The 24,144-nt window shown below is 45.0% G+C and carries 21 protein-coding genes and 2 tRNA genes; 12 read left to right on the top strand and 11 right to left on the bottom strand.

Translation table 11 applies throughout. The features are described 5' to 3' along the window. Window positions 1-7 precede the first annotated feature (7 nt). The 3 genes from H0R92_RS09670 to H0R92_RS09660 form a co-directional block, all read right to left on the bottom strand. Window positions 8-733, bottom strand: coding sequence for a tripartite tricarboxylate transporter TctB family protein (locus tag H0R92_RS09670; protein WP_432963851.1), 726 nt, complete (start codon window positions 731-733; stop codon window positions 8-10). A 22-nt stretch (window positions 734-755) separates the two neighbouring features. Continuing rightward, window positions 756-1,739, bottom strand: a complete 984-nt coding sequence (locus tag H0R92_RS09665) for a tripartite tricarboxylate transporter substrate binding protein (protein ID WP_432963848.1) — start codon at window positions 1,737-1,739, stop codon at window positions 756-758. A gap of 63 nt (window positions 1,740-1,802) precedes the next feature. Further along, window positions 1,803-2,609 (bottom strand): hypothetical protein, encoded by an 807-nt coding sequence (locus H0R92_RS09660; RefSeq protein WP_432963845.1) that lies wholly within the window; start codon window positions 2,607-2,609, stop codon window positions 1,803-1,805. Between the two features lie 284 nt (window positions 2,610-2,893). On the opposite strand from H0R92_RS09660, the gene H0R92_RS09655 reads away from it, so the two are divergent. Further along, window positions 2,894-3,661: an IclR family transcriptional regulator gene (locus H0R92_RS09655; RefSeq protein WP_432963842.1), complete on the top strand. Its 768-nt coding sequence runs from the start codon at window positions 2,894-2,896 to the stop codon at window positions 3,659-3,661. A gap of 10 nt (window positions 3,662-3,671) precedes the next feature. Beyond that, a complete protein-coding gene (locus H0R92_RS09650) occupies window positions 3,672-4,697 on the top strand; it encodes a PfkB family carbohydrate kinase (RefSeq protein WP_432963839.1) in 1,026 nt (341 codons plus the stop codon). A gap of 46 nt (window positions 4,698-4,743) precedes the next feature. Here the strand turns inward: H0R92_RS09650 and H0R92_RS09645 are convergent, their stop codons facing one another. The 3 genes from H0R92_RS09645 to H0R92_RS09635 form a co-directional block, all read right to left on the bottom strand. After that, the gene (locus tag H0R92_RS09645; protein ID WP_432963836.1) at window positions 4,744-7,278 is read right to left on the bottom strand and encodes an endonuclease MutS2; all 2,535 of its coding nucleotides are present in this window, start codon (window positions 7,276-7,278) and stop codon (window positions 4,744-4,746) included. Window positions 7,279-7,472: 194 nt separating this feature from the next. Then, window positions 7,473-8,435 carry a ribosome small subunit-dependent GTPase A gene (gene rsgA / locus H0R92_RS09640; RefSeq protein ID WP_432963833.1) on the bottom strand — a complete coding sequence of 321 codons (963 nt, stop codon included), beginning with the start codon at window positions 8,433-8,435 and terminating at the stop codon, window positions 7,473-7,475. Window positions 8,436-8,467: 32 nt separating this feature from the next. Then, window positions 8,468-9,463 (bottom strand): hypothetical protein, encoded by a 996-nt coding sequence (locus tag H0R92_RS09635; RefSeq protein WP_432963830.1) that lies wholly within the window; start codon window positions 9,461-9,463, stop codon window positions 8,468-8,470. A 58-nt stretch (window positions 9,464-9,521) separates the two neighbouring features. Between H0R92_RS09635 and H0R92_RS09630 the strand changes: the two genes are divergently transcribed. Beyond that, window positions 9,522-9,592 (top strand) — tRNA-Gln (locus H0R92_RS09630). A 62-nt stretch (window positions 9,593-9,654) separates the two neighbouring features. Beyond that, window positions 9,655-9,726, top strand: a tRNA-Glu gene (locus tag H0R92_RS09625). A 40-nt stretch (window positions 9,727-9,766) separates the two neighbouring features. Here H0R92_RS09625 and H0R92_RS09620 read toward each other — a convergent pair. Next, window positions 9,767-12,142, bottom strand: coding sequence for a heavy metal translocating P-type ATPase (locus H0R92_RS09620; protein ID WP_432963827.1), 2,376 nt, complete (start codon window positions 12,140-12,142; stop codon window positions 9,767-9,769). A gap of 221 nt (window positions 12,143-12,363) precedes the next feature. Between H0R92_RS09620 and H0R92_RS09615 the strand changes: the two genes are divergently transcribed. Genes H0R92_RS09615 through H0R92_RS09605 form a run of 3 tightly spaced genes read left to right on the top strand, consistent with a single transcriptional unit; the run spans window position 12,364 to window position 16,855 of the window. Beyond that, window positions 12,364-14,061, top strand: coding sequence for a DUF5312 family protein (locus H0R92_RS09615; protein WP_432963824.1), 1,698 nt, complete (start codon window positions 12,364-12,366; stop codon window positions 14,059-14,061). After that, the gene (locus H0R92_RS09610) at window positions 14,058-14,948 is read left to right on the top strand and encodes a polyphenol oxidase family protein (protein ID WP_432963821.1); all 891 of its coding nucleotides are present in this window, start codon (window positions 14,058-14,060) and stop codon (window positions 14,946-14,948) included. The genes H0R92_RS09615 and H0R92_RS09610 overlap by 4 nt, the downstream gene beginning before the upstream one ends. Beyond that, the gene (locus H0R92_RS09605) at window positions 14,945-16,855 is read left to right on the top strand and encodes a hypothetical protein (RefSeq protein ID WP_432963818.1); all 1,911 of its coding nucleotides are present in this window, start codon (window positions 14,945-14,947) and stop codon (window positions 16,853-16,855) included. Before H0R92_RS09610 ends, H0R92_RS09605 begins: the two co-directional genes overlap by 4 nt. 1 nt (window position 16,856) lies before the next feature. Here H0R92_RS09605 and H0R92_RS09600 read toward each other — a convergent pair whose 3' ends face one another. Then, on the bottom strand, window positions 16,857-17,417 hold the full coding sequence (locus H0R92_RS09600; protein WP_432963815.1) for an MBL fold metallo-hydrolase: 561 nt from the start codon (window positions 17,415-17,417) through the stop codon (window positions 16,857-16,859). Beyond that, the gene (locus H0R92_RS09595; RefSeq protein ID WP_432963813.1) at window positions 17,414-18,067 is read right to left on the bottom strand and encodes a pentapeptide repeat-containing protein; all 654 of its coding nucleotides are present in this window, start codon (window positions 18,065-18,067) and stop codon (window positions 17,414-17,416) included. The genes H0R92_RS09600 and H0R92_RS09595 overlap by 4 nt, the downstream gene beginning before the upstream one ends. A 51-nt stretch (window positions 18,068-18,118) precedes the next feature. Here H0R92_RS09595 and H0R92_RS09590 point away from each other — a divergent pair, with 51 nt between their 5' ends. The 3 genes from H0R92_RS09590 to H0R92_RS09580 are packed head-to-tail and all read left to right on the top strand — an operon-like array spanning window position 18,119 to window position 20,957. Then, the gene (locus H0R92_RS09590; RefSeq protein WP_432963811.1) at window positions 18,119-18,424 is read left to right on the top strand and encodes a hypothetical protein; all 306 of its coding nucleotides are present in this window, start codon (window positions 18,119-18,121) and stop codon (window positions 18,422-18,424) included. Window positions 18,425-18,426: 2 nt separating this feature from the next. Further along, complete coding sequence (gene murI / locus H0R92_RS09585; protein WP_432963808.1) at window positions 18,427-19,296, top strand: glutamate racemase; 870 nt, start codon at window positions 18,427-18,429, stop codon at window positions 19,294-19,296. Further along, window positions 19,293-20,957 (top strand): NAD(P)H-dependent oxidoreductase, encoded by a 1,665-nt coding sequence (locus H0R92_RS09580; RefSeq protein ID WP_432963805.1) that lies wholly within the window; start codon window positions 19,293-19,295, stop codon window positions 20,955-20,957. The genes murI and H0R92_RS09580 overlap by 4 nt, the downstream gene beginning before the upstream one ends. Before the next feature lie 6 nt (window positions 20,958-20,963). Here H0R92_RS09580 and H0R92_RS09575 read toward each other — a convergent pair whose 3' ends face one another. Next, on the bottom strand, window positions 20,964-21,494 hold the full coding sequence (locus H0R92_RS09575; protein ID WP_432963802.1) for a methylated-DNA--[protein]-cysteine S-methyltransferase: 531 nt from the start codon (window positions 21,492-21,494) through the stop codon (window positions 20,964-20,966). A 7-nt stretch (window positions 21,495-21,501) separates the two neighbouring features. After that, the gene (locus H0R92_RS09570) at window positions 21,502-22,710 is read right to left on the bottom strand and encodes an NADP-dependent isocitrate dehydrogenase (RefSeq protein ID WP_432963799.1); all 1,209 of its coding nucleotides are present in this window, start codon (window positions 22,708-22,710) and stop codon (window positions 21,502-21,504) included. A 102-nt stretch (window positions 22,711-22,812) separates the two neighbouring features. Here H0R92_RS09570 and H0R92_RS09565 point away from each other — a divergent pair, with 102 nt between their 5' ends. Both H0R92_RS09565 and H0R92_RS09560 read left to right on the top strand, forming a co-directional pair. After that, the gene (locus tag H0R92_RS09565; protein WP_432963796.1) at window positions 22,813-23,607 is read left to right on the top strand and encodes a threonine/serine exporter family protein; all 795 of its coding nucleotides are present in this window, start codon (window positions 22,813-22,815) and stop codon (window positions 23,605-23,607) included. Continuing rightward, window positions 23,604-24,068, top strand: a complete 465-nt coding sequence (locus H0R92_RS09560; RefSeq protein ID WP_432963793.1) for a threonine/serine exporter family protein — start codon at window positions 23,604-23,606, stop codon at window positions 24,066-24,068. The genes H0R92_RS09565 and H0R92_RS09560 overlap by 4 nt, the downstream gene beginning before the upstream one ends. Window positions 24,069-24,144: the final 76 nt, after the last annotated feature.

Genomic DNA, 24,144 nt, shown 5'->3' with positions numbered 1-24,144 from the left:
CTCCGTGTTACCAAAAAATCAAACCCTTGACTAATTCGACAAGGAAAAGTTGTTTAAATACAATGTAAATGATTTGAGTTGTTGACGCTGCAATGGCAACGGCAAGCCATGTATTATATGCGGTGCGGTTATTTGTATGGGCGGGCCACCGCTTTTTACATATTAAAACAAAGGCGATAATCCACATAGTTATAACCAGTAAACCGAGTCCCGCCGTAAAGGTGGCGGAACCGAGCCATAGCGGAATAAGGCCATTCCGGCTTGCGGACAGTAAGCTGCGGGTAATCATTCTGCCGATCGTATATAAAACCAATACATTACCGACCGAAAGTATACTGCCGAATACGGCGGCTTTCCAGTCTTTGATATCGACTTTTCCTTGTTGATTTGCAAAGGATAAACAAAACAGCAAGAGTACGGTACAGGGAATAAAACCCAAAATGCGCGTAAAGAGAATATATCCTATCGCAAATATAAGTGTAAGGACAAACAGCTGTTTTTCCGGTTTAGACATTTTATCCGTATCTTTTTTATCGGTTTTATCCGTTATAGCCAGATATATTGAAGTAAAAAACATAAAGATTGAAAAAAATAACGGCAAAACCGTTCCGCCGGGATCGCCGCCGACTTCGTCTCCGATCATCTTTGAATTACCGGAACTGATTACATATATAAAATACAATCCCGATAACAAAACAAAGGCTATCGGAACCGGCTTTTTATTTTTAAACATACTGTTTGTCCTTAATAATAATTTATTTCATTTTGTATAAACCGGCTTCTTTTAATATCGGTTCATAATCGGCAATAATACCCGCATCATATGCGGCAAAATCGTCAAGCTTATGGAAGGCTTGAATAAAACCGTTTGCCTTCATAAATTTTTGGAAACCGTCGGAGTAAAATGCTTTTTCAACGGCTTCGGCAAGCCATTTTTTTACATTGTCGGGCGTTCCTTTTTTTACCATCAATGAGCGGAACGAACCGCCGGGAATGGAAACTCCCGGATAACCGGCTTCCGAAATGGTCGGTACTTGGGCTAATTCGGGAATGGTACTGTGTTTTTCACCCAAAATCGCTAAAGGACGCAGGGAATCTTTGTTAGCCTTTACTTCCGATTGGCTGAAAATACCTACATCGCAGTGGCCGCCCAAAACCGAAGCGATAAGATCAGCGCCTCCGTTAAAGGGGGTTACATTAAATATTTTGTTTAATGCAAGGTTTATGCCGACGCTGGCTACTCCGGTCGCTCCGCCCATTCCGGCATTTCCGAAAGAAATTTTACCCGGATTTGCCTTTGCCGCAGCTTCAAGCTCTTTTAAAGTTTTCCACGGTTTATCGGTTCTGACTGCAATAATAAAAGGATCCCAGTTGAGGGCCGCAATGTGGTCTAAAGCTTTATAGCCTTCGGTTAATCCCTGCATTGTTGCAGCCGTCGTATGGGTTCCCGCGCCCAATAACGTGTAGCCGTCGGCAGTTCCGTTAATAACTTCATTTGTTCCGGTTGCACTGCCTGCACCGGGAATGTTTGTAACAATAAAATTTTGACCCGTTGTTTTTTTCAATTCTTCAATTAAGGCACGGAAAATTCTATCGGTACTTCCTCCGGCGGAATGCGGAACGACAATGGTGATTGTTTTTTCCGGATCGGGGAAGGATGTTTCACTTGAACCTCCTGCAAAGACGGGACTGATAATGATAAATACCGCACAGAGTATTATCAATCCGATTTTTTTCATAATAAACCTCCAAAAAATAATATGTTTTTAGATAAATTCATACGCATTTATCTGTAAAAACCTTTATACACGAAACCTTATATAAGTTCTGTCGTCAAAACTTACGTTTCCGTTTTCGATTCCTTTTGTAGAAATATATTCCCGGCAACAGCACGGGTCTTCCCGTAAAATTCTTGCCAATTCCGCTTCGGATTCTTGTAAAGAAGGCAAAAGTACCGGATATCCGTCGGTAGCGAGAATAACTTCAGACGGCTGTTTGTGTAAAACAATGCGTTTGATAAGCTTTTGAGGAATCTCTTCCCCGTTAATAACGGAATATCCGTAGGGATTATGTTCTTTATTGGCGAAGGCTGTCGTTTTAAGAATCCACGGTAAAATCGCTTCTCTTCCTGCATCCTCTGCTTTACTGCAATCGGATTCGTTTGTTTCCGATAAATATCGGAGCATACAGCGCAGTTCGCCGAACAATGTATCGCTTTTTCTTGAATTTGTATATTTTTTTCCGTTTACCATTACCTGACAATCGCCGATCAGCCATATTTCCCGCTTACTCACGGAATAGATAGCAGCGACTGCCTGCAAGCCGTATTTTTGTTTTTCGTAAGGAAAATCGACATTTTTATAAAAGTCTTTGAATATCGAATTGCATTTTTTTATAATTTTTGAGCATTCGGCGTCGGCAGGGCTTTGTTCGATAGCTTTTTGTACCAATTCCGCCGCCAAACGTCCGGTTTTTTTTCCTTCATATATAAAGTCAGACTTTGATGTAACCCCGTCTATAACCGCTATAAAGCGGTCGGTAACAACTAATACATCTTCACAGTATCCGTCTGTGGTTTTGCCTTTTATCAACGATTCTAAAATATTCATAAAAACCGCAGCCCTTTTTTTGATGATAGTCACCCATTATACTGTTTTTTAAGTATAATAAAAAGAGGTTTTTGTTTAAAAATATCGCAATTTATCACATTTGAACTGTAGAAAATTCTAATATGCCGGCCACTAGACTAAAACCGTGTCGGGAGAAAATATATTGCAAAAAATTTGACATAACGGTGCTTTTGTGATACAATAGTCGTATATACAAATATTGTTTGTATATACGACTATTATGTAAAATATACGGTTTTGCAGAATCGTTGGATGGGAAGCACATGGAAAAAACGGTACCGATGCATAACCCGACATTACGCGTTGTTGCAGTTTTAAATTTGATTTCCGCCTGTAAAAGCGGCTGCACTTTGGCCGAATGTTCCCGTGCCCTACGGATTCCCTCCGGCACCTTATATCCTATTTTACAAACCTTGTATAAAAAAGCATATTTAAATTATGATGAATATTCGTACCGCTATACCGCAGGTTCGCGTTTGTTTCTTGCCGGCATCAATTATGTTTCAGATTCTTCGCCCTATGAAAGCGTTCAAAAGATTTTGGAAAAAATTGTATACGAATGCGGAGAAACGGCCCATTGGGGCCTTTTGGAGGGGGTAAATGTATTGTATTTTGCCAAAGCCGATTCTCCCGAAACCGTGCGGATGTATTCGGCGGTAGGAAAAACCTTGCCCGCCTATGCAACCGCCTTGGGCAAAGCGCTTTTATCCCGCTGTTCTTTAAAAGAACTCAAGGCATTGTATCCGAAAGGTTTGCAAGCGCTGACCGATTCGACACTGAGCAATATTGAAACATTGTATGAACAGCTGCAAAGCGTAAAAAAAGACGGCTTTGCTTATGAGTGGGAAGAATCAAACAAACACATATGCTGTATAGGTATTCCCGTTTTGGCTGACGATACCGTTGTTTCCGCTCTTTCCGTCGCCGTTCCGGTGTTTCGGTATAATGATGAAAAAGAAAACCGTATTAAAGGTTGTTTGGTACGTGCCGCCGAAGAAGCGGCGAAAATAATACCGTATCTTAATTTATAAGGAGATGATTATGAATAAAACAGTGGTAAGCTTCGGTGAAATTATGATGCGTTTGAATCCGAAGGGGTTTGAGCGTTTTGTGCAGGCGGATGAAATGGAAATAAGTTACGGCGGCGGAGAAGCGAATGTCGCCGTGTCTTTGGCAAATTACGGATGTAATGCGCGATACGTTACCAAGCTGCCCGCAAACGATTTGGGACAAAGCGCCCTTAACTCTCTCAGACATTTCGGCGTGGACACTTCATTCATTGTGCGCGGCGGACAAAGACTCGGCTTGTATTTTGTCGAAAAGGGTGCAAGCCAAAGGGCTTCAAAGGTTATATATGACAGAAAGGATTCGGCTATAGCCCTTGCTTCGGCTTCGGATTTCGATTGGGACCGTATTTTTGAAGGCGCTTCCTGGTTCCATTTTACAGGGATTACGCCCGCTTTGGGCGGCGACATGCCTGATGTTTGTCTTGCGGCATGTAAAAAAGCCAAAGAAAAGGGCTTGAGCGTAAGCTGCGACCTTAATTACCGTAAAAAATTGTGGACACGCGACGAGGCACAAAAAGTTATGTCTTCTTTAATGCCTTATATCGATTTATGTATTGCAAATGAAGAAGACGCCTCCGATGTATTCGGCATTAAAGCCGAAAACACCGATATAGACGGCGGAAAACTCGATAAAAAAGCCTATGTGAGCGTTGCAAAGCAAATATGTGAGCGCTTCGGCTGTAAAAAAACGGCCATTACTTTACGCGGCAGCCTTTCTGCAAGCGTGAACGAGTGGGGCGGTATGCTTTATGACGGAGGCGAAGCTTTTTTCTCTAAAAACTACATGATTCAAATTGTAGACCGCGTAGGAGGCGGAGATTCGTTCGGCTCAGCTCTTATTTATGCGCTGCTTGAAAACTATGCGGGGCAGGAAGCGATTGAATTTGCCGTGGCCGCTTCGGCGCTCAAGCATACGATAGAGCATGACTTTAACCTTGTATCCGTTGATGAAGTAAAAGCTCTTGCCGGCGGAAACGCATCGGGCAGGGTACAGCGGTAATTGTTTCATTAACGGAGCCCGGCTTGTTTTGCAAATCGGCCGGGTTTTACCCCAGCTTTACATAGGTTTTGCCCGTCCCGCCGTCTTGGGGAGGGGCAAAACCGTAACTTTGGATATTCGGGTATGCGGCCAAGACCTTGTGTACCCCTTCCTGTAAAATGCCGTCGCCCTTGCCGTGAATTACGGAAAACTCGTGCAAGCCGCGTATCGTGCACATATCTATGTGCTTTTCAAGGGCTTTGATTGCATCTTCGAGCCGCATACCTAAAAGCCGCAGTTCAAAACTTGCGCCTGCGGCTGAAGCACCGCAAACCGGCAGTGTGCCGGATGCGGCCTCTTTTTCGAGAGGGGCCAGTTCAACCGAAAAAGCGGGCGCTTCAAAAGAAGCGGACGCTTGCGAAGTTAAGCGGGATGAGCGGTTTTGCGGGGAGTGTACGGGGCGCAAGTCCTCTTCTTTACAGCTTATTTTCATGGAACCTGCCTGCACAAGCCATTCGCCCTTTTTTCCTCTGCCGATTATGACGCCGCGCACCTTTGAATGCGGCATGTACACTTCCGTACCGACTTTAAAAACGCTTCCCGTCTTTTTATAAGACGAGCGTGTTTTTGCCGCAGTCTTGGCGGCTTGCATATCGGTATGCGTATAATCGGGGAGAACATCCGGATTGTCAATGCTTTGTTCCGCCTCATTGCGGCTTTTTTCCAAATCGGCGCTTTCGGTTTTTATCCCCCGTTCCAGTTCGGCGATAAAGCCCTTAACTTTCAGCGTTTTTTCGCGCGTAATTTCACCCTCGCGCAGTTCGCGCACAAGGTTTTCGAGTAGACGGCGGCTTTCCGATAAAAAGTCTTTATTTTGTTTTAATGCACCTTCGCGCAATTCTATTTCTTTTTGCTTTAACTCGGAAGCGCGCTCCCGCATTTTTTCGCTTTTTTCCCGTAATGCGCTTTCTTTTAAGCGGCAGTCCGCCTCGGCTTTTTCAAGGGCGGCGTATTTTTCGGTAAGACCGCGTATAAGAGCCGATATATCCGTTTGACGGTGTTCAACATAGAGCCGTGCTCCTTCAATCACCTTTTCGCTTAACCCGCTTTTTTTCGCTATGCTCAGGGCGCGGCTTTCGCCGGGAACCCCCATAAGCACACGGTAGGCGGGCTGTAAGGTTTCTTCGTTGAATTCAACCGAAGCGTTTATACATTTTGTATGCGTGTAGCCGTAATTTTTTAGAGAGCCGTGATGGGTGGTTACCAACACAAAGGCGTTTTTTGCAATAAGCTCGTCCAATACCGCCATTGCGATTGCCGCCCCTTCTTGCGGGTCGGTGCCGCTTCCCAATTCGTCCAATACAATCAAGCTGTCTTTGTCGGCCTTATCGAGCATTTCACCGACGTTTTTCATATGAGCGCTGAAGGTCGATAGGGATTGGTCGATGTTTTGTTCGTCGCCTATATCGGCAAAAAAAGATTTAAAAAAGGGCAGGCGGGTTCCGGTTTCGGCGGGAAGGGGAATGCCGCTTTGATTTAAAAGGGCAAACAGGGCGAGCGTTTTTACGGCTACCGTTTTCCCGCCCGTATTCGGCCCGGTTATAATAAGGACACGGTGATTTTCGCGGAATTCGATGTCTATAGGAACGGCCTTATCGTATAAAAGCGGGTGGCGCGCTTGGATAATGCGTAAAGGATGCGTTTCGTCCGCATCTTCGGCAAAGACGCAACGGTTTTCCGTACCCCACAGTGCGGCGGCGCGGCTTGTGTCAAGTTCGACCATAAGCTCAAGCGCTTTTTCAAAGTTTTCGCTAAAGGGCAAAAGCTTTGCGGTCAAAGCCGACAAAATACGCCGAATTTCCTGCTCCAAGCGGAATTCTTCCTGAATCAATTCGTTGTTTTTTTGAACGACGTCGTTCGGTTCTATATAGAGGGTGTGTCCGGTTTGCGATACTTCGTGGACGATGCCGCGGATTTTTCCCCGATAGTCCGCTTTAAGCGCCAATACCTGCCTTCCTGCGCGCAGTACGGGAAGATTCGACTGTAAGGCATTTTGAAGTTTTGGGTCGCTTGTATAGCTTTTGATAAGATTTTCTATACTGCGCCGTATCGATTGAATTGCAGAGCGTATTTCCTGTAGTTCTTTAAGATTTTTTAAGTTTCCCGATGAATCGATAATACCGAATATTTCGGACGCAGCTTCGTTCAAATCGGGTAACAAAGAAGCGGTTTCGCTTAATGCTTCAATGCCCGAAGGCAGTTCCGTTTCGGTTTGGGCGGTAAAAAAGTTTTTTGCCTGTATAACTGAGCGGCAAAATAAACCGAGCGCATATATGCTTTCAATCGGCAATACCGCGTTAAGGGTTTTAAGCGTGCCGAATACTTCCCGTACCGGCGGGCGCGGCGTAAGTACAGTGTCCGTACCCGCATTGATTAATTTTGTCCACGCCGCAGCCCGCGCTTTTACCCTGTCCGCTTCACGTTTATCGGTTAAGGGAAGGCGTTCGGCAAAACTTTTTTTACCTTCTTCGCTTATGCAAAAAGAAGAAATAGTTTCTCGTATACGCGTATAATCAAGCTGTATCAGTGTTTTAACGTTCATAGTTTTTTCTTCAATTTTCCGGTTGTCGTTTCTACGGTCTCCGTTTAGAGGGAAGGTTTCCCCCCGAGCGGGGGAAAAGCCTCCCTTCCCTTTGAGGAAAGGGCTTCCTTCACTTGAAGGAAGGTCGTTCCTCCGTACGGGGGAACTGTAGTCCTTTGCACACGGCAATATCAAGTTGCCGCGGTGTCCGAATATCAGTCCGCCCAGCTTCCCGTTGCCAATTCTTCCTGAATGCGAAGCCAGCTTTCGTAGCGTTCTTCGCTTACAATGCCCGCATGAACCGCTTCAAGGATTTTACAGCCCGCTTCACTTTTATGCGTGCAGGACATACCGAAGGTACAGCTTCCCACAAGGGACTTCATTTCCCGAAAGTAGAGGGCAAGATTTTCGGGTTCTATACCGTGCAGCACAAAGCGGCGTACTCCCGGCGTATCTATAAGCGAGGTATACACATTTTGCCTGCCGCCGGTTAACGAGCTTTTTATGCACAGCTTTAAAAGCACCCCCTTAACGGTGGTATGCGTACCGCGTCCGTATTTTTCGGACAGTTCCCCCGTTTTAAGTGCATACGAAGAATCGAAGGCGTTTATTAAACTCGATTTTCCCACGCCTGACTGCCCGATTAAAACGCAGCGTTTTTCTTCTATCAGTTCCGCCAGCTCCGTCAAGCCCTCGCCCGAATGCGCCGACACTTTGAGAATGCGGTAACCGAGTTCTTCCCAGTCCGAAAGCCGCGCTTCCACATCGGCGTCGGCGGCAGACGGTAAATCCCGTTTATTGCAGACAATGACGGCTTCTATGCCCGCTTCTTCGGCTTGGGCAAGGGCGCGGTCTATAAAACGGGGGCGGAAGGGCGGCTCGTCGGGCGTGGTAACGCAGAGCAAAAGGTCGACGTTTGCCGCCAAAAGCTGGGGAGAACGCCCCTTTACGTTCCACCTCGTAAAACGGTTTTTGCGCGGCAGCAGGGCGCTTATACGGCCGCTTGTTTCGCTTAATTCGTCGGCTTCTATTTCAACCATATCGCCGGGGCACAGGGGATTGTAAAAACCGCCTTCGGTTTTGAGCTTTTTGCCCTTGATTGAACAGCGGCGAAGAACATCGTCATCGCAGTTCACATCGAAGGAATTATTCGATCCGCTTATAATAATTCCGCGCATATATGCAGTGTGTACGATAATGAGCCGTCTTGTCAAGAATACAGGGGAAAATAAATACGGGCGAAAAACAGAAAAAGGGGAGCAGGGCGCTGATGCACAGGGTTTGTCAGTTTTTTTTGGGCGCGCTTTTTTGTATGCGGATTTTCGCTTATGCACTTGTTTATCGCTTCCCATACGGGGTTGTCTTTATGCGGAATGCAATCCTGTACCCAATACCACCAAAACCCGCCGCCGACGAAATTTTCCGTGTAATCGGGCATTGTGTAATAGCGTTTGACGGTTTGTATTTTTGTTTTTTCGGTTGCATCGGCTGCGGTATTTCCGCATTCTCCGATTCCCAATTTGGAGTTCGGAAAGAGGAGTTGCAGTTGTGTAAAAATCCGTTGCCAGTCGGGTAAAAAACCGCCGTTATCGTCTTCGTAATAGCTTACAAACAGGTAATCGACGCCTTCTTTTAATCTTCGGGGAATATATGCGCTAAGCCAATCGGTCATTTCGATTTTTTGTACTGCAGGCGGCGTATAATACGAGGTTAAAACAGTTTTACCTCCATGTGCGCTGATAACATCATATGCGGCTGTGATTTTATCGGCTATAAACTGCGGATTTTTCCCAAGCCAGTTTTCACCGTTAACTTCATTGCCTATTTCCCACATATCGGTATAGGGGGCAAGATATGCGTAGGCCTTTTCAAAGCGCTTGCGGTATGCATGCACGCTTTTGTATGATTTCATTTCATAAGAATCGACCGGGCATGCCATAATATATGCATATTCGTGTATACGTTTAAATAGAAAGCGGTATTCTTCCATATCCGTATTTTTCGACATAACGATGCGGACGGTCGGTTTTACCGGCATGTCTTTTATGCCGTCGATAATATGCGAAAGTTTTACATGTTCATACCAGCTGTCGTCGACGGTAATTCCGTATATATAATCCTGTGCATATATATACGCTGCAAAACAAAACAAAAAAATGCATACAAGTTTTTTCGTCTTTTTTTGTATTTTCAGTGCTGCTTTCATGTTTTTCCTTTCTATTGACAGAATCCGTTTTTTTCGGTATAGTCAGTTCACCGTATATTCCCCGATTGTGTAATGGTAGCACGGCAGATTCTGGTTCTGCTTGTGGGGGTTCGAGTCCTCCTTGGGGAATAAAAAGGGGTGTCTAAAAGCTTCGGTTTTCGGACAACCCTTTTTTTTAGCACGGCGCGATTGGTCCCTTCGTCTATCGGTTAGGACAAAAGATTCTCAATCTTTAAAGACGGGTTCGATTCCCGTAGGGACTGTCTTTATAAGCGCCGCCCCCTCTTAATGTTTTCCCTCTTTTTACAGTTTTTTTCTCCGCAATCTCAGCGCATTCGTTACGACAAAAACCGAACTGAGCGACATGGCAAAACTTCCGACCATGGGTGATAACAAAAGGCCGTAGGCGGGGTACAAAAGGCCTGCCGCAAGGGGAAGGCCTATACTGTTGTAAAAAAACGCCCAAAAGAGGTTTTGCTTTATGTTTCGTATGGTCATACGGCTGAGCTTAACCGCCTTTGCCGCGTCGCGTAAATCGCCTTTTACGAGTACTATGTCGCCCGACTCAACCGCAATGTCGCTTCCGTTTCCGATTGCGGCTCCCACGTCTGCTTGGACAAGGGCAGGCGCATCGTTTATGCCGTCGCCGGCCATCATAACCACGGATCCTTTTTCCTGTAAGCCGCGTATTACTTCGGCCTTATCCTGCGGCAAAACTTCGGCAATTACTTCGTCGGCGTGAATGAGTTTTCCCATATAGTCGGCGGCCGCCTTATTGTCGCCCGTTAAAAGAATGACGCGCAAATTTTGCTCTTTCATAAGAGCGACGGCCTCAATGCTGTGCGGCTTTATAGTATCGGTAATTGTAATCAGGGCATACGGCTCTTTGTTTGCGGCAAGGTAAACGAGGGCGGCTCCCGATTTAGAAGCTTCATCGGCTTGTTTTTCAAAAAGGGCACAGTTTATGCCGTTTTCTTCCATAAATAAGCGGCTGCCTGCCAAAACATGCAGGTCTTTGTTTTGCGGCGGACAAATCGAAGCGTTTATTTTTACTTGAGCCGCAATACCTTTGCCGCTGATATTTTCAAAAGACAAAACTTCAAAGGGCGCATCATTATCACTTGCATTATTGTCGGCGTTTGCGGCACAATCAGCGGCGGTTGCGCCGGATATGCCGTTTTCGGCGGCCGCCGCCTCCGTTACGGCTTTTGCAAGCGGATGCGCCGAAGCGTTTTCCACTGCGGCGGCGAGGGCAAGAACAAGGGCGCGGTTTTTTCCTTCGGCGCAAAATACGTCACGCACGCTCGGTTTGCCCTCGGTAACGGTTCCCGTTTTGTCGAGCACAACCGTATCCACATGCTTTGCCGTTTCAAGGGCTTCACCCGAACGTATCAGAATGCCGTTTGCGGCTCCAAGCCCCGTTCCCGTCATAACCGCAGCCGGTGTTGCAAGACCGAGGGCACAGGGACAAGCGATAACGAGGACTGAAGTGCATACGCGCAAAATAAACGAAGCGTCGGCTCCGGCTATGGCCCAGCCGATTGCGGCGGCAATACTGATGCCGATAACAACCGGCACAAAGATACCGGAAACCTTGTCGGCGGTTTTTGAAATCGGCGCTTTTTTGCCTTGGGCTTCTTCGACAAACATAATGATTTTTGAAAGTACCGTATCTTCGCCGGTTTTTGTAACTTCCATATATAAAAGACCGTTGCCGTTCATTGTACCGCCGGTAAGCGAAGATCCTTCGGTTTTTTCGACGGGCAAGCTTTCGCCTGTAAGCATGGATTCGTCGACGCCGCTGTTTCCCTTAAGAACTTTTCCGTCAAGAGGAATGCGCTGGCCGGCCCGCACAAGCAATATGTCGCCGATTTTTATATCTTCAACGGCGGTTTCTTCGGTTTTTTCCGTACTTTGTGCGAAATTCAAAACGCGTACGGCCGTATCGGGGACAAGGGCGGTCAATGCTTTGATAGCGCTTTTTGTTTTTTCCTTGCTTCTTTGTTCCAAATATTTTCCCGTCATAACAAAGACGAGAACAACCGCCGACGCTTCAAAATATAAATCATGTGTAAAGTGCGGGTAAAGCGGAATTAAAAAAGTAAGGACGGTACTGTATATAAAGGCGGCCGTACTTCCGAGTGCGACAAGGGTGTCCATATTCGGATTTCCGTGAAACAGCGATTTAAAGCCGCGTATATAAAATCCTCGTCCGATAAACAAAATCGGTACGGCGAACAATAAATTGAGCAGGGCAAAATTTGACGGATAACGTTCGGGGTTAAAAAGATTCGGAAGCGGTAAATTGAGCATATGTCCCATAGCGGCGTACATAAGAAGTACGGCAAAAATCCAAGCGGCAATCAGGGCGCTTTTTTGCGAAGCCGAAGCATTTTCGGTTTTGTCCGCGGCGGCTTTCGGTTTCGATTGTACGGCTTTTTTTTGTTCGGTACAAGCTTGCGGTATACAGCCGAAACCGGCTTTTTGTACCTTCGATATAATCAATCCGTCGTCCACTTTTTCGCCGTCGAATACGATACGCATTTTGTTTGTGGCCAAATTTACATCGCTTTCGATTACGCCGTCGATTTTACGGGTTACCCGTTCGACAGCCGCGGAACACGCCGCACAGGACATGCCTTGAATGATGAATTCTTTTTGCACTTTTTTTGTATTCATACAAGCCTCCGCTTTTATTATATAGTTATATTGTGTAAAATTTGTTTTGCATACTTAACTTTAAATATAGTTATTAAGAGCTTTCCCGTCAACCGCAGATTTTTTGTCTGCATTATAAAAAATCAGTGTTCATCCATATGATTTTTGAGATTATAGAGAAAAAGCACGAGTTTATCATATATAATATTGACTGAAACGGACACTATGGAATAAAATGTCTTATGGATACTAACCGCAATTCTTTTGACCGGCTTGTGGCAGGTTTGGATTCGGATGAAAGAGCGTCTTTGTTGCAAAAACTTGAATTGAACATACAAGACGATAAAGAAACATTGATACTCAAAGAAAATGAAGAGCCTCTTACCGATATCAGTTTGGAAAAAGAATTAAAGAGTGAGTCGCCCCTGATTCGATTTTGGATTTTTCTAAAGGGGTTATTTTCCAATACAGGCCTTGAAGGTGCCTATAACGATTACCGCATAGGACTTACGGTAAAGAAAATTATAAACGATCAGCCTAATTTAATAGATCCTCGTCATATGAACCTTGAAAACCTGTTTTATGAACGTCTTGTGAAATTGCAGGAAGCGGCCGAGTTCTTTAATGAGGGCATAAACATATATGAAAAAGATGAAGGCGGTTTTTATGTTTTTTTAACTATGCTTGTTATGCCCGATTTTGCCGAACGTATGGAGCAGGAGGTAAGCCCCTATGCGCTTTCCGTTTCTGCAGAAGTAACGCCGGAATTGCGTACTTCATTAATACGAAAAATGGAACAGATTTTAGCCGATATAGGATCCGCTGAAAAGTCAAAGTTGCATGATTGCTTTTCATGTCTTGAATGGCTTAAACGCTTTGTATATCTTCCTTTTTCTTCGTTTACATCACGATTTAAAATCGTTCCTGAAAAAGGGGCTTGCTGTTCGATTAAATCGGTTCAAACGGAGATAACACAATTTGCAAGAATTTTATGCAATGCAAAAAAAATGCTTCCCGAAGTTTTACAAGCTCTTTATTTGTTTTCGGCTGAAGAAAAAATGGCTCAAGGACAAAATATCAGCATTGAAGACGGTTTGCCGAATTTTTTGCAAAAAAGTATGCAGCATATTACGTTTATAAAATATTTTATTACTTCAATTCCGATGTGTGCACTCGGAGCGATTTCTCTTAACTCCGCATTGTGGGTTCCGGAATACAAGGAAACATCGGAAACATGGCTTATGCGCTGTAAAAATCAGTGGAGAAAAATATTCGACGAACAATGGATGCATTGGGTACACGAACGTAAAATAATGAAAACAAAAGAAAATGTAGCGCTCTTATTTAATATAACCGATTATCCGTTTATACCGAATCGTCCGTGGCAAACGGGTAGGGTTGCTTTAAAATTAAAAAAAGATTACTCTTTGGGCCTTTTATATACGTTTTTTTCAAGAATCTATCCGGATTTCAAACCTTTTTTAGAAAATGTTCTTGTAAACGGTAAATTTATTTTACCGGAAAACAAACGCGAATTTACCGATACGTATAATGAAATGAATCATCTTGCGGAACAGCTTATTGCTTTTAATGAAAAACTGACGGATGCCGGCATCTACGGTCAAGCTTTTGCCGCGATTACCGACGCACAAACTCTGCAAACGCAGGAAAAAATAAAAAATTTTATGCGCTCCGTTGAATCCGAAATCAATCTTTTTATGACGGTGTTCAGCGGCTGCTGCCGTTCATTTAAACAGCTTTTTGACGGTATGTTTGTAGATGTAAGAAATATAAAATATGACGGCTTATCAAACTTAGCTTCTTTGACGGACGATAAAAATGTCCCCATTCGTTCAAAGTTGGTTGAAATTTCAGATAAAATAGATGCCGCTTTTCAACTTTTAAAAGAAGTAGAAAGCATGGAAACCGAAGCTCCATGAAAGACAGGGTTTTTGCGGCTTTAACGCCGTTAAGTGCCGGTTCTATGCGCTTTCGGTTTGACGAATATAATAAAAACCGCAGTTCTTTTTTTTCTTTCCCTTGTTTTGGGCATAAAAAACATACAGCGGTGGAGCTTATTCATTCGCACGAAGTTTTTTGTGCCGGAGCGGATGATGTAGTGTACGGCCGTTTCGGTGAAAAACAGGGCGACGGTATTATCACTTGTTCCGCTTCGGTTTTACCGGTTATAACGGTTGCCGACTGTATGCCGATTTTTATTTATGAACCTAAAAGTTCCTGTATCGGCGTTTTGCATTCGGGCTGGAAGGGAACGGGCATTGTGCTGAAAGCCTTTGAAAAAGCTCAAAAAGAATACGGCGCCGATATCGGCAATTTCCGCGTTATTTTGGGACCGCATATACGCAGCTGCTGTTATACGGTAGATGAGCGGCGCGCCCGCTTTTTTGAAACGGAATTTTCGCCCGATTGCGTTGTTCCCCTGTCCGAACATAACTATGCCGAAAACGAACGGCCTTTTCCTTGCGCTGCAGCTTCAGACAGTACGTCGGGGACCCCTTTGTACCGCCTGTCTTTGGAAAAGGCGAATCTTGCCCTGCTTAAAAAAGCGGGTATAAAAGACGAGCATATTCTTTGTATCGGCGAATGTACCTGCTGTACAAAAAACGCTTGCGGAGTTTATAAGTACGGTTCGTTCAGGCGGGAAACCGCAGCCTTACCCGAATCGATGAGTTTGGAAAAAAAACAGCGGCACTTTACTCCCATGGCGGCTTTTATCGGTTTTAAGGATGATTGTTTTACTCCCGAAAATCTGTCCGAAAAAGGCGCCTGTATTTTTTATTTTGATTGTGGTAAAATCGGCGTATGAATATAAAAGCTTATTTAAAACCGGATATCAAACTGTATATTTTTTTATGCAGCGTATTTTTAATTTTTTCCGCCTGCAGCCGGCGTCATACTTCTTCTTTGACTTTGCACAGTGAAGCTTCTTCGGCTTTTTCGAAACCCGCTGCACTTACGGCTTTAACCGAAGCCGCCCGCAGCGCCGTAATTGAAAACCCCACCAAAGCGCCCTTTATGCTTTTTTCGTTTCCCGACAATCCGCTTTCCGAAAAAAACGGTCTGCAATCCCTTATCGAATCGGGAGACTGCGCCCTTGAGCTGGAAGTCGAAACTTCGCCGCCTCAAGGCAGCCGAAGCGGCGCTGCCGATGAGGCCGAACAAAACGGCGTAAAAGACGGGAAGTTTTTTTTCGGCTTTGTATATGAACAAAATTTGTCTTCGAATTCGAGCCGTTCTTTTGCCGCTTATGCACAAGGTTTTGAACAATTGAAAGGTGTAAGAGCCCTTGTGCCTTCCGGCACACGCTTTACACTGTCTTTGGGATTCGAAAGCGCCGAAAACGTACAAGTTTCCGACATACGCGGCTTTATGGTGTATTCGGAAATACCGCTGAAAGTAAAAGGCGCAAGGATAACGCGGGCGCGCTACGGCTGGAGCCGTGCAGACGGCCTTCCGTGGTTCGGCTTTTCCGCCGAAGGAGGCACAATAGATGCGTCGCTTTTAAAAAATATTGCCTTTGGTGAAAATGCACGGGAGGCTGCGGGTCAAAACATCCGGAAAACTGCGGTTCCCGGAGAATTTGTTTTTGCTTCCCTTCCCCCCCTTGACGTAAACGAAGGAAGGGAACTGCACCTTGTGTTCCGTACCGAATCTTCGGCTTCAGAAAACACCGATATGCAAAATGACAGCACGGTTGAGTTTTTATGCGGTTCCCAAAAGCTTAGCGTACGCCGTCATTTTTCCGTGGGGTCGGCAATTGTCGATATGCGCGCATTTAAAAGCGGCTTTGGTACGGTGGAACTTTTTACAAATACGGACACGATTGACGGCGTCGTACTCGAAAAAAAAGAATATTCGGCATTTTCCCCCATTACCGCCGATCCGGGCCTTATCATCGATTGGCCGCATAAAAATTGGCGCAATTCCCGATTCGAACTTTTTTCGTGGCAGCAGTTTCCTTCCGTGCTTATTTTCGATTTTGCCGATTATGCCGTGCAAAACGCTTTTTTAAAGCGACTTGCTTTTTACGTTGAAAAAAAAGGCTATACGGGAAAATTGTTAAGCGACGAAAAAATGAGCGGTATACATGCTTTTAACGCCCACGATTACCGCGCCGAAAGTTTGGCCGCTTTTTTCAACCAAGCCGAAAAAGAACGTTTTCCGCTTAATCAAAGCGAATTGCTTTTGCGCGATATTTTATTTGCAAACAAAGTGATTGTCCGCCGGCCGGAGGGGATTACGGCGGGGACGGGGGCTCTTATTTCCGTGAGCCGCGAATCTCCGCGCTATTTACGCTACCTTTTTCTTACTCACGAAGGTTTGCACGGCATCTATTTTACCGAAAAAAAGTTCAGAACCTTTGCCGACGGCGTTTTTTATGAGCTTGAAAAAGAAGAACCGCAGGCTGCAGCGTTTTTGCGCCGTTATTTTGAAGTAACGCCTTCTTTAAATTACAATACGGCCGACTCCTATTTGCTCAAAAACGAATTTATGGCCTATGTTTTGCAGCAAAGTCCTTCAAGTACGGGCGCTTATTTTACCGACGTACTTTCCAAGCGGCGTTTTATAAGTACGGCCGAACCGGAGTTGTGCGACTATATCCGTAAAACCGATGCAAGAGCCTTTGTGCAGGCTGCCGAAACAATGAGTGCTTTTTTGTATAAAAACTGGGGGCTTGCAGGCGGCAACCTTTTTTTTATGAGTATTAATTGAATTATGAAAAATCCAAGTTAAACTTTTTTTCAGCTCCGACGGTGGATAGAGGACCGTGTCCGGGCATAATGACGGTATTTTCCTGCTGTGACAGTATTTTTGAAGTAATATTGGCTATAAGCGTTTTTTTTGCATAAGTGCTGTTTGTGTTTCCCGCTTGTCCTGCAAGCAGAACATCTCCGGTAAATAAACATTGCCCGATTTTATATACCATAGAATCGGCGGTATGGCCGGGAAGCGACATATAGCTTATATTCAATCCGGCAGCATTTATAATTCCGTCTCCTTTTAAAACCGTAGTTTCCGCTTTTGCCACTTCATAATCCGCCGCATAGATTTTCGGCGAATATATTTTTTGTAGGGTCGTTAAACCCATTGTATGGCTTTTGTGGTTATGCGTTATAAAAGCGGCTGCCAATGTGTATTTATGTTGTTCTATTTGTTCTATCATTTTTATCGTAATTTTACCCGGATCTATAATAATAGCTTCTTTTACTGCAGGATTTAAAATTAAATATGCGTTTGAAAAGCCTTCAATATTTAAATGGAAGTATACTTTCATATAAACATCTCTCCCGGATTCTCCAAACTGAATAAAGCTTCACGGGTATTCGATAATTTAAAAGATATGTCCGTTTGTTTGCTTTCATAAAAGCAGGCTTTTTTTATGTTACAGTTTCGGAAAGAGGTTTGCGCGAGATTCGAACGTATAAACCGCGAATTATATAAATCGGAATCGTCAAAAGAAGATTGTACGGCTGTGATTCCGTTAAAATTATTATGCACAAGCTCGGAATTGGTAAATATGGCATGTGAAAAAGCGGCGCCTGCAAAAGAAGAAAACTGTATGTTCGAGTTTTTCATATTACAATCCGAAAATACGGAAAAATCGAACACGGACATATGTATTTTCCATTGCTCACAGTGCATATTCATAAAGGCACAGTTTTGAAAATTACATCCGTAAAATCGTTTTGCCCCGAAATTAGAGTCTTTAAAATGCAGCCCCGATACCGACAATCCTACAATTACATCGTGCCGTAAAATATAATCGTTCACAAAACGCTCTACCTCGTTTTGATTTTCACAATGTTCGTAGCAATAACATGAAAAAAGGTTTTTTTCATAATGGGTATCGAGATTGTCTTCCGCCGCACAAAAAAGAACCGGTTTATTGCACTGTTCGTATTTACATATATCGAAGCTGAACATAGCTTATCTTATGTTATTGCATTCATTATGTCAAATGAGTATGATAGAGATATGTGTTGGAAATGCGGAAAAACGCTTGATTTTCCTTCTCCCGTAAGCCGTTCGGCGGTTTGTCCCGAATGCGGCTCCGATGTTCGCTGCTGCCGCAACTGTGATTTTTATGAAAAAGGCGCTCACTACGATTGCCGCGAAACAATCGACGAACCAGTACGCGACAAAGAACGCTCCTGTTTTTGCGGATGGTTTTCACTTAATCCGAATGTTGCGCCGCACCCTGCGTGTGCCGGCAGCGCATATTCTGTGCAGGCAAAGGCCGAACATGCAAAAAACGCTTTTAACGCCTTATTCGGAGATTAAGTGTGGCTGAAATTTCTATAGAAAAAAAATCCGTTGAAAATGCGGACTTTGTTTTTTTGGATTCGGGTACGGGCGGACTTCCCTATATGCTGCATTTAAAAGAAAAGCGTCCCGATGCTTTTTGTGTATATGTAGCCGATACGCGCAATTTTCCCTACGGCCAAAAAAGTGCGGCCGAAATAACCGCATCCGCACAGGCAGCCGTAAAGTTAGTTTTGCGGTATTTTAATCCGGCAGCCCTTGTTATCGGCTGCAATACCATATCGGTTACGGCTCTTGAACAGCTTCGAGCCTCTTTTCCGTCCCTTCACTTTGTAGGAACCGTTCCCGCAATTAAACAGGCAGCCGCCGTAACAAAAAATAAGCGTATCGGTTTGTTGGCAACGCAGCGGACGGTTGACGAACCTTATACTGCCGACCTTGCGCGGCAGTTTGCCCCCGATTGTACGCTTATAAAGCGGGCGGATCCGGCATTAATTTATTTTATAGAGCATGATTTTTTTACCGCCTCCGAAACCGACAAAAAAGCGGCCGTAAAACCCGCCGTTGATTTTTTTTCCGCGCAGGGGGCGGATACAATCATACTAGGCTGTACCCATTTTTTACATCTGTCCGATGTGATTGAAAAAGCGGCGGGAAAAGACGTGCGCGTAGTCGATTCAAAAGAGGGAGTGGTCAATCAGGCTTTACGGCTTGTGCCCGAACCCTCTGCCGCCTGCGATTCACTTTGCAAAACGGAGCACCGGTATGAGGACTGCACCTTTTTTGTTACCGGTCCGGACGATATAGATGAAAGTCCCTATAAAATATTAGCCGAAAAACTCAATATACCCTACGGGGGAATTCTTAGGGAAACCGAAAAAGCCTTATGAATATTCTTGTTATAAACGGCAGTCCGAAGGGAAGCAAAAGCAATACCTATCGTCTGACAGATGCTTTTATCGAAGGTATATCGCAAGCGCTCAAAAACAAGGGAGAAGAACTTCCTGCGGTTGAAACCCTTGAAACCGCCCGGCTGGATATTAAACCCTGTTTGGGCTGTTTTGCGTGTTGGAATAAAACACCGGGGACATGCTGCATCCGTGACGATATGGGTGAAGTTATCCGAAAACTTTTATGGGCGGATATAACCGTTTGGAGTTTTCCGCTGTATTATTTCGGACTTCCGGGCACTCTTAAAACTCTGATTGACCGTCAGCTGCCGATGAGCCTGCCCTTTATGAGCTGCGGAACGCAAAGCGGCGGCCATCCTTCCCGCTATGATATACAGGGCAAAAAGCACGTCGTTATATCGACCTGCGGTTTTTATACCGCACGGGGTAATTACGACAGTGTACTCTCCATGTTTGACAGATTTTACGGCGGGCAAAACTACACGGCGATACTGTGCGGTCAGGGCGAACTCTTCCGTGTTAAAGAACTGGCTGAACATACCGATAGATACCTTTCGTGCGTTACGCAGGCCGGCCGCGACTACATTACAAGCGGAATCACTCCTGCAACACGGGATAAACTGAATGAAGATTTACTGCCGCGTGACGTATTTGAATCTATGGCGGACGCAAGCTGGGGAGTCAACGAGGCCGGAGAAAAAGAGGAAGAAAGCCGCTCTTTTACCCGGCAAATGGCGGCTTTATACAATAAGATCTCTTATCCCGGCCACGATATTATTTTGGACATGAATTATACCGACATCGCTAAAACGTACAGAATCGTTCTCGGAAAAGACGGCAGCACCCTTACCGACGATTTTTCCGCTCCTTTTACCGTCAGAATCGATACTCCGTATTCGGTTTGGTCGGCTATTGCACGGGGCGAGCTCGACGGAGCCGACGCATTGATGAAGCACTTGTATCGGGTTGAAGGCGATTTTGATTTTATGATTCACTGGGACGATTATTTCGGTGCGGTTAAAAAACGGAGGGATGTAAATTCCGAAGTAAATTCCGAAAAACGTTCCGAGTCCGAAAGCGTTTGCAGCCGCAAAACGAATATGAGTATGCTTCTTATTCCGTGGATTGTTTTTTGGGTTGCCGCTGCGGTAAACGGTGTATGGGGTGCATTTATAAGTATTACAGCCTGTTCGGCAGTGCCGCTTTTGTTTTTTAAAAACAAAACCGTAATTTATGAGCGCCTTTCATTTTCGGCTGTTGCGCTCTGCAGTATCGCTTTACTTGCGGGTATTCCGCCGCTTTTTGTTTTACCGCTTTCTTATTTACTGTTCGGCCTTATGTGGACACTGTCCTGTTTTACCTCCGTTCCCCTGACTGCACATTACTCGATGTATAACTTCGGCGGAAAAGCGGCCCTGCATAATCCGATTTTTATAAAAACAAACCGCATCATTACCGCGGCTTGGGGAATTCTGTATCTTCTTACTCCGATTTGGACATATCTTATTATGCGCACGGATATCGCTTCATATGCCGGTGCGGTTAATTCCGTGCTCCCCGCGCTTATGGGAATTTTTACCGTCCGCTTTCAAAAATGGTATCCCAAACATATTGCGGGCGGAAAAAAAGGCCGCAAGTAAAACCGCTCAAAGCGTGCGGGAACGCTCAAACCTTTTTTTATGGTTTTGCTCCAAATCCAATAAAGCTTTTTTTAAATCAAGACCGGAAGCGTAACCGGTAAGGCTTCCGTCCGCACCGATAACACGATGGCAGGGAATAACGATTGCAATAGGATTTTTATTGTTTGCCCCTCCAACCGCGCGGCAGGAGGCGGGATTGCCGATTTTTACGGCTATATCCTTATACGTGCATACTTCACCGTAGGGAATCGTACATAAGGCTTTCCACACGCGCATTTGAAAAGCCGTGCCTTCCGCATAAAAGGGAAAATCAAAAACCGCGCGTTTCCCTTCAAAATATTCGGTTAACTGTTCGTATGCTTTGTCGGATAGGGCGGAAGGCTTACCCCGATTTTGTGTTTCGGCCTCGTATGCCGGATGAGCGCGCGCTATGTTTTGAATAACACGGATATAAGCTTCATCATAGGCTATGCGGATATAACCGAAGGGAGAAGGGTAGAGGGCAAAATCGAAGCGGGGGCGGACGGTCGGCGTCATAGAGTCTTTATAAAGCCGCCGTCAAATTATCGCGCACCGCATCTATAAACTCCCACGAGTTTAAAATCTTTTTTGCCGCAGGAAAAGCTATACGCGCAAGGTCGCCTGTCATAAGGCCGTCTTCTATTGTTTTAAGGCAGGCTTGTTCGAGTTTTCGGGCAAAGTCCGCGAGTTCTTTTGTACCGTCAAGTTCGGCTCTTTTTGTCAAGGCTCCCGTCCACGCAAAAATGAGGGCGCAGGGATTTGTGGACGTTTTTTCGCCTTTTTGATAGCGGTAATAGTGCTTTTGTACGGTTCCGTGTGCGGCTTCGTATTCGTACACACCCGAAGGGGATACCAATACGCTGGTCATCATCGCAAGGCTTCCGCAGGCGGAAGCGACCATATCGCTCATAACATCGCCGTCGTAGTTTTTGCATGCCCACAAAAAGCCGCCCTTCGACTGCATAATGCGCGCAACCGCATCGTCAATCAGGGTGTAAAAATATTCTATGCCCTTATCGGCAAAACGCTGTTTGAATTCGGTATCGAATACGTTTTGAAAGATTTCTTTAAAACGCCCGTCATAGGTTTTACTTATCGTATCTTTTGCGGCAAACCATACATCGATTTTTTCGTCAAGCGCGTACAAAAAACAGGTGCGCGCAAAGGCGGTGACGGAAGCGTCGGTATTGTGAATGCCCTGCAAAATCCCCGGCCCCTGTAATTCGGCGATTGTTTTGCGCGTTTCTTTACCTGCCGCATCGGTAAACACCAATTCCGCCTTTCCCGGCCCCGAAGCGTACATTTCGCAGTTTTTATAAATATCGCCGTATGCGTGCCGTCCCAAAATAAGCGGTTTTTCCCAACAGCTCACCGTTCCTTTTATGTTTTTTAAAAGAATCGGTTTGCGGAATACCGTTCCGTCCAATTCGGCACGGATAACCGCGTTGGGGCTGGGGGTTAACTGCTTTAAATTGTATTCTTCCATGCGCGCTTTATTTGAGGTAATCGTCGCACATTTTACCCCGACGCCGAGCCGCTTTATCGCAGCCGCCGCTTCATGTGTAACTTTATCGTTTGTATCGTCCCTGTGTTTTAAGCCCAAATCGTAGTATTCGGTCTTTAAGTCCACAAAGGGTTCCAGCAATTTTTCTTTCAGTACCGCCCAGAGTACACGGGTCATTTCATCGCCGTCAAGTTCGGCAAGGGCATTTTTCATCGTTATTTTATTCATTTTATTGTCCTTATAATCGTTAAAGTGAAATTATACTTTTGTTTATTCGATATGTCAAATCGAATATGATTTAAAAATTAAAATATGATATACTCGTCAACTATGAACAAAAATCATGCCGAATCGATAACGGATATCGCTTTAAAGGCGGGCAGTATTGTGCTCGAAAACGGCGGCGAAACATACCGTACCGAAGATACAATTATGCGTATAGCCTCTTCTTTAGGCGCCGTTTCTCCCTCGTCCTTTGTAACGCCGACGGTCGTAATGCTTTCTTTTACCGATACCGAAGGAAATCACCATAGCGCTATGCGCCGTATAAAGCAGCGGGGCGTTAATTTGCGCAAAGTCGCTTTAATCAACGCTCTTTCGCGCCGTCTTGAAAAACGTAAAAAAGCCGATAAAGCAGCCGATTTTTTGCAAACCGCTTATACCCTTGAGCGCATACATCGTTCGCCGAAATATCCGGTGTCCGCAGTTCTTTTTTGTGCGGCATTAAGCTCCTTGTGTTTTGCCTTTATGTTCGGCGGTACTTTTAAGGACGCCCTTGCGGCTTCAGTAATCGGTTTAATACTGCGCCTTATTGTAATCAAAGTAGAAAAGATTTCGTTAAACGTTTTTTTTCTGTCCTTTCTTTACGGCGGTATTATTTCCATTTTTACCGAACTGATTTTTTTATGCGGTTATACGGGCTCTCCGATTATCATAACTTCGGCCGTATTGATGCAGGTTGTTCCCGGTCTTGCCATTGTAAACGCAATACGCGATATTATTGCAGGCGATTTGGTTTCCGGGGCGGCACGCGCTTTGGAAGCTTTTATGATTGCCGCAGGCCTTTCTCTCGGTTCCGTTTTGGGACTGTTTGCATTTTCCGGTATTACGGGAGTTTTATTGTGAACATCGGTATGTATCTTTTGGCCCTGTTGTGGGGATTCGGCGCTTCTTTTTGTTATGCGCTTATATTCAACGCCGACTTTAAAGATTTGTTCTGGGCGGCTTTAACCGGCAGTATCGGCTGGACGCTCTATATTTTTTTGTCGGGTGTAACGGAAACCGCCACGCTGGCTTATTTTAGCGGAGCTTTTTGTGTCGGTATTTTAGCCGAACTTTTTGCCGTTTGTGCCCGCACACCCGCAACGGTTTTTTTAATTCCCGGCTTAATTCCCCTTGTACCCGGAGGCGGCTTGTTTCAAACAATGCGGGCGGTTGTTCAAGGCGATATGTCAGCGGCAGCCCATACCGGTTTTACCGCTCTTTCCGCTGCCGGTGCAATTGTATTCGGCATGGCGCTCGCTTCATCCTTTGCCCATATCGTATTTATGATTTTCAAATACATAAAATTGCGAAAACACCGATAACGGCATAAAAGCGGTTTCCCTCTTTTTATTTTTCTTTCCGATTGAAGCAAATCCGCTTTTGTGCTACTATTATCCA

The sequence above is a fragment of the Treponema sp. OMZ 840 genome, assembly GCF_050937815.1.
GTDB lineage: Bacteria > Spirochaetota > Spirochaetia > Treponematales > Treponemataceae > Treponema_C.
This window is presented reverse-complemented; position numbering and strand designations above follow the sequence as displayed.